We start from the raw sequence: 11,904 nt of genomic DNA on the forward strand, positions 1-11,904 counted from the left end.
GATGAGTGACCTCGCCATCCGCGCCGAGCACCTCGGGAAGCAATACCGCATCGGCCAGCGATTCGGGATCGGCAACCGGTACCAGACGTTGCGGGACGCGCTGATGTACGCGGCCGGCCGTCCGTTCCGGCGGGTCCGAGGGTCCGGGAAGGGCCAGGCCAAGACGGAGAAGGACCGCCACATCTGGGCCCTCCAGGACGTGTCCTTCGAGGTCAAGGAGGGCGAGGTCGTCGGGATCATCGGCCGAAACGGGGCCGGCAAGTCGACCCTGCTCAAGGTCCTGTCCCGGATCACCGAGCCCACCCGAGGCCACGCGGAGATCCACGGTCGGGTCGGCGCGCTCCTCGAGGTGGGCACCGGATTCCATCTGGAGCTCACCGGGCGGGAGAACGTCTTCCTGAACGGGGCCATCCTGGGGATGCGGCGCAAGGAGATCGAACGGAAGTACGACGAGATCGTGGAGTTCTCCGAGGTGGCGAAGTTCATGGACACCCCGGTGAAGTACTACTCGAGCGGCATGTACGTCCGGCTGGCGTTCGCCGTGGCCGCGCACCTCGAGCCGGAGGTGCTGCTGATCGACGAGGTGCTCGCGGTGGGCGACGTCGGGTTCCAGCGCAAGTGCCTCGGGAAGATGAGCGACGTGGCCCGGGAAGGCCGCACCGTCGTGTTCGTGAGCCACAACATGGGGGCCATCAGCAACCTGTGCCAGCGGGCCATGCTCCTGGACGGTGGGCGGATCGTCGACTCCGGGTCCGTGGATTCGGTGGTGGCGTCCTACGTGCTGCTCGCCACCGCCGCGGTGGGCGGTGGGTACTCCGACCTCAGGGAGCGCTCCCGGGAGGAGACCCTGTCGAAGAAGGGGCGGTACCGCTCGCCGCTGTCGACGCAGGCGTCGTTCGACTGGGTCCGGACCCTGAACGAGCAGGGCGAGGAGGCCGGGACGTTCCTGGAGGGAGAGCCCGTCACCGTGGAGATGGGCCTGTCGGTCCGGGAGCCCGCCGAGCACCTCCAGGTGGCCTGCGGCGTGGGGGCGACGGACGTGCACGGCGACCTGTTCACCCTCTCCTCGCCGGAGTGGCCGGGGCCGGTCCGGCCCGGCCAGTACGTGACCCGGGTGCGGCTCGACCCGAACTACCTGCGGGAGGGCACCTACCTCCTCGGCCTGCGGATGTTCGCCGACGGCGCGCGCCGGGACACGCAGCGCGACGCCATCGGGATCAGCATTGTGGGCCGGCTCGCGCGCGACGACCCCTCCTCGCTCTCCCAGCGATGGGTCCAGGGGCGGTTCCGCTTCGACTACCAGTGGGCCCCCCTGGCAGCGGGGAACGGGGAGGGCCGGAGGCGCTCCGTCCCGGCGGCACCGGCGCCCCCGGCACCGGCGTCCCCGGCACCGGCGTCCACTGCGTCCGCGTCGCCCGCACCGGCAGCCCCGAATCCGGCGTCCCATCCGCTCCCGCCTCCTTCCAACGCGTCCTTCGCGCGCTCCACGCCGCCCTCGGCGGTGCTGTGGCCGGCGCCCCAGCCGTCATCGCCGCAACCGCACGGACCCGGACCGGAACCCGAGCATGAGTCCTGAACGACGGGGCGTCCTGGCCCTCGTCCCGGCCAGGGGGGGCTCGAAGGGGATCCCCCGCAAGAACGTGCGAACCCTGGGCGGGCATCCCCTGGTCGCGTACGGCATCGCCGCCGGGCTCGCGGCGACCCGCGTCGATCGGGTGGTGGTCTCCACCGACGACGAGGAGATCGCGCAGGTGGCGAAGGAGTACGGCGCCGACGTCCCGTTCCTGCGTCCCGCGGAGCTGGCCGGCGACGACGTGCCCGACCTCCCGGTGTTCCAGCACGCTCTGCGATGGCTGGAGGAGGAGGACGGATTCCGGCCGGAGCTGGTGGTGCACCTCCGCCCGACCTCGCCGCTCCGCCCCGCGGGGTGCGTGGACGCGGCCGTTGAGGCCCTGACGGTGGCCCCGGACGCGGACTCGCTGCGGTCGGTCGCCCCTCCCGACCACACCCCGTACAAGATGTGGCGGCTGGCCGGCGACCGGCTGGAGCCCTTGCTGGGGGACTGGGAGCAGGAGCTGTTCAACCTGCCTCGCCAGGCGCTGCCGCCGGTGTGGTGGCACACCGGCACGATCGACGTGGCCCGGGGCCGCACCATCGCCGAGCTCGGCTCGATGACCGGCCGGTCCATCCTCGCCTTCCCCGTGGAGTCGCGGTTCGCCGTGGACCTGGACACGGAGGAGCAGTGGGAGGCGGCCGAGCGGGCCCTGGTCCGGCACCGGTTGGAGATCGTGCGCCCCCGGGGCGAGGACCTCTCGTCGATCCGCCTGGTGGTGTTCGACTTCGACGGCGTGTTCACCGACAACCTGGTGTTCGTGTCCGAGGACGGGCGGGAGACGGTGGCCTGCAACCGGAGCGACGGCCTCGGCATCTCCATGCTGCTGGAGGCGGGCCTCGACGTGGTCGTCGTGACCACGGAAGAGAACCCGGTGGCGTCGGTCCGGTGCGGCAAGCTCCACGTGGAGTGCCATCGCGCGGACGACAAGGCCGCCGCGCTGACCGGCCTCATGGCGGCGCGAGGGGTCTCGCCCGCCGAGGTCGCCTTCGTCGGGAACGACGTGAACGACCTGGGGGCGATGGGATTGGCCCGGTGGCCCATCGCCGTCGCCGACGCCCACCCGGAGGTGCTCCGGGCCGCCCGGCTCGTCCTGTCGGCGGAGGGTGGGCGGGGAGCCGTGCGGGAGGTCTGCGACCGGCTGCTGGCGGAGCGGAGGGGACGGGCATGAGCACGCCGGTTCGGATCGGGGATCGGCTGGTCGGGGACGGCCACCCCGTCTACGTGGTCGCCGAGATCGGGATCAACCACAACGGCGACCTGGGGCTGGCCAAGCGGCTCATCGACGTGGCGGCGACGGCCGGGTGCGACGCCGTGAAGTTCCAGAAGCGGGACCCGGAGACCTGCGTCCCCCCGGACCAGCGTGACCGGATGCGGGACACGCCCTGGGGCTACATGTCCTACCTCGACTACCGATACCGGGTGGAGTTCGGGGAGGACGAATACCGGGAGATCGCGCGGCACGCCACGGAGCGAGAGGTCGATTGGTTCGTGTCGTGCTGGGACGAGCCCTCGGTCGACTTCATGGAGCCGTTCGGCCCCATCGCCTACAAGGTCCCGTCGGCGTCCCTGACCGACCACGGCCTGCTGAAGTACATGGTGGCGACGGGGCGGCCCCTGATCCTGTCCACGGGCATGTCGACCATGGAGGAGATCCGGGCGGCGGTGGAGGTCGTCGGCCGGGACCGGCTGGTCCTGGCCCACTCCACCAGCACGTACCCGTGTCCTCCGGACGAGCTCAACCTCCGGATGCTGCTGACGCTGCGGGCCGAGTTCGGCCTTCCCATCGGGTACTCGGGGCACGAGGTGGGCCTTCCCACCACGGTCGCGGCCGTGGCCCTGGGGGCCTGCTACGTGGAACGGCACATCACGCTGGACCGCTCCATGTGGGGGAGCGACCAGGCGGCGTCGGTGGAGCCCGAGGGCGTCATGCGCCTGATGAAGTACATCCGGACCGCCGAGCGGGCCATGGGGGACGGCGTGAAGCAGGTCTACCCCAGCGAGCTGGAGGCGGCCAAGCGCCTCCGCAGGGTCTCGCGGTGAGGGCCGGGGCCGGAGCGTCCGGGGGCGGGGCCCGTCCCGCCGGTTGACCCGGGGCTCCGGGGAGGGTTCGTGGCGCGTCACGTCGCCAGGGCGCTGGATCGGGTGGGGCTGTACCGGCCCCTGGCCCGCCTGCGCCGGCGGTGGCTCGACCCGGAGCGCCGGTGGAAGGACCGGGAGATCCGCCAGGACCTCCGCCGCACCCGCGCCGAGGTGCGCGGGTGGGGCCGTGGGGGCGCCGAGCGGGCCGACCCCGGGACCCTGACCGGGATCCTGTCCTTCACCAACCTGCCGCTGCACGCGAAGTTCCAGGCCGTGGTGGCGAAGGCCGCGCAGCTCCAGGGGATGACGCCGGTCGTGCTGAACTCCTCGGGGAACCGGTTCGCCCACCGGTACTTCCGGCTGTTCGGGGTGGACCGCGTGGTGATGTGGGACCACCTGGCCCGGGAGCTGGCCCCGCCCCCCGAGGAGGTGGCGGCCGCCGTTGCGCGGATGCTTCCGGCCCGCCCCACCGTGCGGGGGCTCATGGAGCAGACCTACCACGGCGTGGACGTCGGTAAGCACGCACTGTCCATGACCTGCCGCCGCCGCCTGGAGGGGCGCCTGGACCTGGACGACCCGGCCACCGTCGCGCTGCTGCGGGGTTTCCTGGCCGACGCGGTGCGCAACACCGTGGTGGCCGAGCGGTTCCTGGACCGGTACCCGCTGCGGAAGATGCTGGTCCGCGACGCGGGCTATATCCCCAACGGCGAGATCTACGAGGCCGCGCTGGCCAGGGGGGTGGACTGCTTCGTGTATGAGCAGGGCCAGCGGCGGGGCACCTGGGTGCTGAAGCGCTACACGCCGCAGAGCAAGGGCGAGCACTACTTCTCGCTGTCCGATCCGACCTGGCAGCGCGTGCTGGCGTCGCCGTGGACCGAGGAGCACGAGGCGCTCATGGAGCGGGAGTTCGCCAACCGCTACCTCCCGGACTCGACCGACGACACCCGGCGGTTGATGAGCGGGAAGCGGGAGGCTTCGCCCCGCGAGGTGCGGGATGCTCTCGGGCTGGACCCGGGCAAGAAGACCGCCGTGATCTTCTCCCACATGGCCTGGGACGCCGCGTTCTTCTTCGGGACCTCGCTGTACGAGGACTTCGAGACCTGGCTGTTCGAGACGGTGAAGTTCGTGGCCGCCGAGTGCCCGGACATGAACTGGATCGTCAAGCTGCATCCGTTCAACGTGTTCAAGCTCCAGCGGGAGGGCCGCCAGGACCCCGAGGAATCGGAGATGGCCTTGCTGCGCCGGCTCATGCCGCTCCCCGAGCACGTCCGGATCATGCGGGCCGACACGCCGATCAGCACGAGGTCGCTGTTCCCGCTGGTGGACTACGTCCTCACGGTGAACGGGACGGTGGGGATGGAGTTCCCCTGCTTCGGGGTCCCGGCGGTGGTCGCGGGGACGGGCCGCTACAGCGGCCGGGGCTTCACGGTCGACCCGGCCTCCCAGCAGGAGTACCTGGGCATCCTGCGACGCCTGCACCAGGTCCCGCCGCTCTCCGACGAGGTGCGGGCCCTGGCCCGACGACACTTCCTGGCGCTGATGATGGGGCGGCAGGTCGACTTCGACCCCGTGGCCCCGATGGAGCTGAAGCGGATCAACGAGGCCCAGAGCGACGTCCACGACAACATCGGGATCTCCGCCCGGTCCCTGGACCAGTTCGCCTCGTCGCCGCCGATCCGGCTGCTCTCCGAGTGGCTGGTGGACGGGACCGATCCCGACCTGATGCAGCCGCTCCCGGTCCCGGCCGCGGAGCCGATGAGGATGGGAAGCGAATGACCGAGCAGGTCCTGGTCACGGGTGGGGCCGGGTTCGTGGGACGGAACCTGGTGGCCCGCCTGGTCCGCGACCTGCCGGAGGCCACCATGTGGGTGATCGACGACGTCTCCACCGGCCGGGAGCCGCCGTCGTGGCCGGAGGTCGAGCTGGTCCCGGAGGGAGAGACGGCGGGGCCCGTGGCCTCGTTCCGGGCCGCCGAGACCGGCGCGAGGGTCCGGTTCGTGCAGGGCGACGCCCTCGCCGTGTTCCTGGGCGAGCTGGGGAAGGTCGAGCGGCGCCTCCCCGAGCCGCTCCCGCCCTTCGACCGGGCCTACCACCTGGCCTCGGTGGTGGGCGGCCGCAGCGTCATCGAGGGCGATCCTCTCGCGGTGGGCATCGACCTGGCCATCGACTCGGGGTTCTTCCTGTGGGCGGCCAAGGTGAACCGGCCCGACCGCATCCTGTACGCCTCGTCCAGCTCGGCCTACCCGGTGGGGCTCCAGGACGAGGATGGGGCGGTGGCGCTGGCCGAGACCATGATCGACTTCGACCGGGGCCTGCTCCGTCCGGATCTCACGTACGGCTGGAGCAAGCTGACCGGCGAGTACCTGGCCCGGCTGGCCTGCTCCGGGTACGGGCTGCGGGTGGCCGTGGTGCGTCCGTTCTCCGGGTACGGCGAGCACCAGGACCCGGTCTACCCCGTGCCGGCCATCGCGCTGCGGGCGGCCTCCCGGGCCGACCCTCTGGTGGTGTGGGGGACCGGCGAGCAGGCCCGGGACTTCGTGCACATCGAGGACTGCGTGGAGGCCATGGAGCGGGCCCTGGCCAGGATCGGGGACGGCTCCGCCGTGAACATCGGGTCGGGGCGGCCCACCACGTTCCTGGAGCTGGCCCGGCTCATGGCGGACATCGAGGGGTACGCGCCGGAGGTCCGGGGGCTCGAGGACCGTCCCGTCGGGGTCCACCGGCGCTACGCCGAACCGTCGGTCATGCGCGAGGTGCTGGAGTTCACGCCGCGGATCTCCCTCCGGGACGGGATGGCCCGGGTCCTGGACGTGGCCCACCGCCGCCTGGACGCCGGGCAGATGGTGCCGGTGTGACCAGGAGGGCCGTGCTCCTCACCCACTTCCTGCCGAGGGGGACCAACTCGGGCGGGGAGATCGGCGCGCACGGGATGGCCGCGTCCCTCCAGGCGGCGGGCTACGAGGTCGAGGCGTGCTACTGCGGGAAGCCGGGACCGGACGTGAAGCGGGCGTTGTTCCCCACGTGGGACTGCTCGGCCCCGTCGTTCCCGGAGGCCGCGCCCAAGGTGGCGGAGCGGGTCATGGCCGTCGATCCGGCCGTGGTGTGGATCTACGGGGTCAGGGCCTGGCCCGCGTTCCGGCCCCTGGCCGGGAAGGTGCCGCACGTCCTCCTGGGCGGCGACCCGCCCAGCGAGATCGAGCGGCTCCGGTTCCGGTGGGAAGGCACGCTGGCCGCGAAGAATCCGCCCCGCCGCGCGGTGGCCTGGGCCGCGATGCGGCGGCGGGTTCGGACGCTCCGGCAGGCCGGTGCCGAGGCGTTCCGGGAGGCTGCTGCCCGCGGGATCGCCGCCGCCTACGTCCCCGGCGACGTCGACCTGATCCGCCGGACGTCCGGTGTGGACGTGGTCCTGTGCGAGCTGGGGTTCCCGGACTTCGGAGCCCGCGCGACGCGTGGCGACGGCCGGACGTTCCTGCTGCTGGGGAACCTGGGGACGCTCCAGACCCGCTACGGCCTGGAGTTCTTCCAGCGAACGGTGTGGCCGGCCTGGCGACGGAGCCCGCTGGTGGAGCGGTCGGTCGTGCGGATCGTGGGCGCGGGGAGCCTCCCCTCACGGTTGCGCGTCCGGAGCGAGCCCGGCCTGGAGTTCGTGGGGTTCGTGGACGACCTCGGCGCGGAGTGGGAACGGGCCGCGGCGATGCTGGTCCCCGTCCCCATCCGGCTGGGGTTCCGGACGCGGCTGGTCGAGACGTGGGCCCGGGGCGTGCCGGTCCTCACGGATTCGTCGACCGGCTCCGGGCTTCCCGCTCTGGCCCCGGGGATGAACTGCCTGGTGGCCTCCACCGGTGAGGAGTGGGTGCGCGCGGCCACCCGGCTCCTGGACGACCCAGCGTTGGCTGCCACCGTGGGCGAGGAGGGGCGGGCCACGTTCCTCCGCCGCTATCTGGCCGCGTCCGCCGGCGAGCGGTTCGGCGAGCTCTCGGAGATGGCCGTGGCCCGGTGGAGCCAGGCCGGGATCGGCGCGGGCACGGTGGGCAGATGACCTCGGGCGGCGACTCGGCGCGTGCGCCCCGGCCGGACACCGGCCTGGCCCAGGCGGAGCTGGTGCTTCCCCGGTTCCTGATCGTGGGGGCGATGCGGGGCGGGACGTCGGCGCTGGCGTACTGCCTCCAGGAGCATCCCCAGATCTTCATGCCCGAGCAGGAGGTCAACTTCTTCACGAACGCGCGCGCGTACGCGGCGGGGCCGGCAGAATACGCCCGGCGCTTCGCCGGCCACGGCGGGGAGCCCTTGGTGGGGGAGAAGAGTCCGGCCTACTCGGCGCACCCCGACGTGCCGGAGCGGATCGCCCGGCTCCTCCCCGACGCTCGGCTGGTGTGGATCCTGCGAAACCCCGTCGACCGGGCGTACTCCCACCACCGCCTGTTCGTCCAGACGGGGAAGGAGCGCCGTCCATTCGAGGAGGCCGTCACCGCAGAGCGCGAGGACGCGCCGGCGGACTGGACCGTGGCCTACCTGGGCCGTGGCGTCTATGCGGACCAGATCCAGCGTTATCTTCAGTTTTTCCCCCGTTCCCAGATGGCGTCCCTGCTGAGCGAGGACTTCCGGGCCCGGCCCGCCGAGGCGTTGGGGTCGCTGTGCCGGTTCCTCGACGTCGACGACGGGTTCACCTTCACCAGGTTCGGCGTCGAACGCAACAGCGCGCGGGTGCCCAGGAGCGTGGGGGTCCAGTGGGCCGCGTACCACCTCCTGGTCCGGATGCGGCTTCCGAAACGCGTGCGCCAACCGTTGTACCGCGCCGTACGGCGGGTGAACACGCGGCGAGGCGTCGGTACTCCGCCCCTTGACGAGGGACTCCGCGCCCAGCTCTTGGAGTTCTTCGAACCCCACAACCGGGAACTGGCCGCACTCACCGGGCTCGACCTGTCGGCGTGGGAGCGGTGATGGGCAAGCGGGCCCTGCGGAAGCTGACCGGCCTCCCCGCCCGCGCGTGGCGGGCTCGGCGCAGGTTGCGGCTGGCCCTCCAGGAACGCCGTCCGCCCGCGGTGGCGGTCCCCGCGTCTCCCCGCCCGCCCGGGCTGCCAGCGGTCCGGGTGGGCATCGTGGGAGCGGGTGGGATGGGGCGGGACCAGTGCGCGGCCCTGGCCCGGACGCCGGACGTGGAGCTGGTCGCGGTGGCGGACCTCCGTCCCGAGGCCCTGGACCGCCTGGCCAAGCAGGTCCAGCTTCCCTGGACCCGGTTCTACCGGGACGCGGCCGAGCTGCTGGAGAAGGAGACCCCGGACGTCCTGAGCGTGGCCACCACCGCGCCGTCCCACGTGGCGCTGGCCAGGATGGCCATCGAGGCGGGAGTCCGCCGGGTGGTGGTGGAGAAGCCCCTGTCGACTTCCGTGGCGTCGGCCCGGGAGCTGGCGGACTTGGCCGAGCAGGCTGGTGCCCTGGTCGCGGTGGACCACGGGCGGCGGTGGTCGCCGGAATACCGGTCCATCCGCGCATACGTCGGGCGAGGCCACATCGGATCGATCCGCCACATCTCGGTTTCCGGCGGCCCCGGCGGGATGGGCATGACCGGGACCCACTTCTTCGACCTGGCCCGCTTCCTGACCGGCACGGAGGCGGAGTGGGTGACCGGCCACCTCCGCGAATCGGGCCGGCCGAACCCTCGGGGTCATCAGTTCCACGACCCGGAGGGGTACGTCCTCGCCGGGCTCCGGGGCGGCATCCGCCTGTTCGTGGACCTGTCGGGCGACGTGCGGCGGGAGGACCGCCTCGTGGTGCTCCAGGGCGAGTGGGGGCGGATCGTGGTGGACGAGCGAGCCAGGGTTTGGCGGGCCGCCACGTCGTTCTCGCCCGAGCTGACCTTCCCGTTCCGGGGGACCCTCTCCCCCGGAGGCCTGTTCGCGCTGGCCGTCCGGGAGCTGACGGGTGAGCCGCCGACGGTGGCCTGCGGGGTGCGGGACGGCCTGGCGGCCGCGGAGATCGCCATCGCCGCGCACCTGTCGCAGTCACGGGACCACCGGCCGGTCGCGGTTCCGCTGGAAGGCGCCGACGTCGAATTCGAGGTGGCGTTTGCCTAGCGCCGCCGCCGGTCGCGCCGCCGCCGCCCGGGCCCGTGCGGCGGCCGGGAAGCTGTTCTCCCGACGCTCGTCCGAGGTGGTCCCTGCGTCCACCGTTCGTCGCCGCGTGGACCCCATGTCCACCCCGGTCCGGATCGCCGTCATCGGGGCGGGCCGGGTGGCCCCGGAGCACCTCCGGGTGCTGGCCGCGTTCGGCGACGTGGAGGTGGTGGGCCTGGCCAACCGGGGAGGTCCCGGCATCGAAGAGATGGCCGCCCGGTTCGGGGTCCGCAGGACGTTCTCGGACTGGCGGGCCATGGTGGAACAGACCGAGCCCGACGGCGTGCTCGTGTTGGTGGACCCGTTCTCGACGGCCGGCGTGGTGGCCGACGTCCTTCGCCTCGGGATCCCGGCGCTGGTCGAGAAGCCGCCCGGGATGACCTCCGGCGAGACCGAGGAGCTCGCGGCCCTGGCCGAGGACCGCGGCGTGACCAGCCTGGTGGCGGTGAACCGGCGGTGGTACTCGGTGGTGCAGGCGGCCCTGGCCCGGGTGACGGCGCACGGGCCGCTGATCGGCGTGAGCGTGGACGCGCCGGAGCCCGTCGCGCAGATTGCCCGCAGCCCCGGCCGGCCTCCCGAGCTCCTGGACCGGTGGCTGGTGGCGAACACCATCCACGCCATCGATCTCCTCCGGTATGCCGGTGGCCCGTTCGGGGCCGTCCACGCCGTCCGACGGGCCTCTGGCGAGGGGGCCAGCGACAGCTTCTGCGCGCTGGTGGAGTTCGAGAGCGGAGCGCTGGGCCAGTTCTCCTCGCACTGGCGGTCCCCGGGGAAGTGGCGCTTGCAGCTCGACGGAACCGGGATCCAGGCGGTGCTGGAGCCGTTCGAGCGCGGATCGCTGCGGCTCGAGGACGGGCGCACCGAGCCGCTGCTGCGCGACCCCGTCGACGTCGAGTTCAAGCCCGGCTTCTACGCGCAGGATCGGGCCTTCGTGGAGGCCGTCGGCAGGAAGGAAGGTCTGTCCGACCCCGCCTCCGACCTGGCCGACGCCGTGCAGAGCATGCGCCTGGCCGAGGCCATCGCCGGGCTGGAGGTGCGGGTCCCATGACCGCGGACCGCGGCACCAGCACCCCGACGCCGCTGTTCATCTGCGGCTACCAGAAGTCCGGCACATCGCTGGCCGCCGCCCTCATGGACGGGCATCCCCGGGTCTGCGTCTTCCCGGAGGAGACCTCCATCCTGCGGTGGATGGCCGGGCGAGAGTTCGCCTCCCGGCAGGACGCGCTGCGGTTCCTGCTGGAACGGACCCACGTGGAGCGGCTCGGCCACGTCCTGGACGAGGGCGGTCCCGAGGGGAACCGGGACTTCCGGGACTTCGACCACCCCCGGTTCCGCCGCGAGCTGGAGGAGCGGTTCCTGGCCGGGGACGGCTCCGCGAGGTCCCTGCTGGACGCGGTCATGGTGGCATTCGCCGATGCCTCGGGCCAGGCCGGGCGGGAGTACTGGGTCGAGAAGACCCCCCGCAACGAGTACTACCTCGACACCATCGACCGCTGGTATCCGGGGGCCCGGGCCCTGTTCATGGTCCGCGACCCCCGGGATGTATACGTGTCCTACTCGCGCAACCGAGAGCTGGGCGGCGCGACGCTCGGGCTGGGCAACTTCGTGGCGACGTGGGGCCTGTCGGTGTGGAACTGGAAGCGGCAGCCCGCCGGCGACCGCCGGCTCCTGCTCCGGTACGAGGACCTCCTGCGCGACCCCGAGGCGGAGCTCCTGCGGGTCTGCACGTGGCTCGGCATCGAGTTCTCCGACGACGTGACCCGCCCGACCAAGCTGGGCAAGGCGTGGTACGGGAACTCCATGTTCGACCAGCAGTTCGAGGGGATCAGCACCCGGCCCATCGGACGGTGGCGGGACACCCTCGACCGACAGGACCTCGAGGTCATCGAGGCCCTGCTGGGCCGGGAGATGCAGGAGTTCGGCTACGAACTGTCCGGCACCCGTCCCACCGCGGTCCGGAAGGTGCGGTCGTGGCTACGGTGCGCGCCCCAGCGGCGGCCTGTGGCCGGCGTGCTCCGGAAACTCGCTCGCCTTCCGGCCCCGGCCAGGGTGGCGTCGCCGTGAGCGCGGCCCCCCGGGCCCGGAGCGGAGCCGCCC

Annotated in this window: 10 protein-coding genes; all 10 read left to right on the plus strand. The window is 72.6% G+C overall.

Annotated features, from left to right (window positions below):
* Position 1: 1 nt before the first annotated feature.
* Complete coding sequence (locus M3Q23_08735) at positions 2-1,576, plus strand: polysaccharide ABC transporter ATP-binding protein (GenBank protein ID MDP9342170.1); 1,575 nt, start codon at positions 2-4, stop codon at positions 1,574-1,576.
* Positions 1,566-2,783: an acylneuraminate cytidylyltransferase gene (locus tag M3Q23_08740; GenBank protein MDP9342171.1), complete on the plus strand. Its 1,218-nt coding sequence runs from the start codon at positions 1,566-1,568 to the stop codon at positions 2,781-2,783. The genes M3Q23_08735 and M3Q23_08740 overlap by 11 nt, the downstream gene beginning before the upstream one ends.
* A complete protein-coding gene (locus M3Q23_08745; protein MDP9342172.1) occupies positions 2,780-3,655 on the plus strand; it encodes an N-acetylneuraminate synthase family protein in 876 nt (291 codons plus the stop codon). The genes M3Q23_08740 and M3Q23_08745 overlap by 4 nt, the downstream gene beginning before the upstream one ends.
* 69 nt (positions 3,656-3,724) lie before the next feature.
* Positions 3,725-5,470, plus strand: coding sequence for a hypothetical protein (locus tag M3Q23_08750; protein MDP9342173.1), 1,746 nt, complete (start codon positions 3,725-3,727; stop codon positions 5,468-5,470).
* Entirely contained in the window at positions 5,467-6,549 is a 1,083-nt protein-coding gene (locus M3Q23_08755; protein ID MDP9342174.1) for an NAD-dependent epimerase/dehydratase family protein, read from the plus strand. The genes M3Q23_08750 and M3Q23_08755 overlap by 4 nt, the downstream gene beginning before the upstream one ends.
* Positions 6,546-7,733 (plus strand): glycosyltransferase, encoded by a 1,188-nt coding sequence (locus M3Q23_08760; protein MDP9342175.1) that lies wholly within the window; start codon positions 6,546-6,548, stop codon positions 7,731-7,733. The genes M3Q23_08755 and M3Q23_08760 overlap by 4 nt, the downstream gene beginning before the upstream one ends.
* Entirely contained in the window at positions 7,730-8,635 is a 906-nt protein-coding gene (locus tag M3Q23_08765) for a sulfotransferase (GenBank protein MDP9342176.1), read from the plus strand. Before M3Q23_08760 ends, M3Q23_08765 begins: the two co-directional genes overlap by 4 nt.
* Positions 8,623-9,768 carry a Gfo/Idh/MocA family oxidoreductase gene (locus M3Q23_08770; protein MDP9342177.1) on the plus strand — a complete coding sequence of 382 codons (1,146 nt, stop codon included), beginning with the start codon at positions 8,623-8,625 and terminating at the stop codon, positions 9,766-9,768. Before M3Q23_08765 ends, M3Q23_08770 begins: the two co-directional genes overlap by 13 nt.
* Positions 9,761-10,855, plus strand: a complete 1,095-nt coding sequence (locus tag M3Q23_08775; protein MDP9342178.1) for a Gfo/Idh/MocA family oxidoreductase — start codon at positions 9,761-9,763, stop codon at positions 10,853-10,855. The genes M3Q23_08770 and M3Q23_08775 overlap by 8 nt, the downstream gene beginning before the upstream one ends.
* Entirely contained in the window at positions 10,852-11,871 is a 1,020-nt protein-coding gene (locus tag M3Q23_08780; GenBank protein ID MDP9342179.1) for a sulfotransferase, read from the plus strand. The genes M3Q23_08775 and M3Q23_08780 overlap by 4 nt, the downstream gene beginning before the upstream one ends.
* Positions 11,872-11,904: the final 33 nt, after the last annotated feature.

This window comes from Actinomycetota bacterium, assembly GCA_030774015.1.
In the GTDB taxonomy this organism is placed as follows: Bacteria; Actinomycetota; UBA4738; order UBA4738; family JACQTL01; genus JALYLZ01.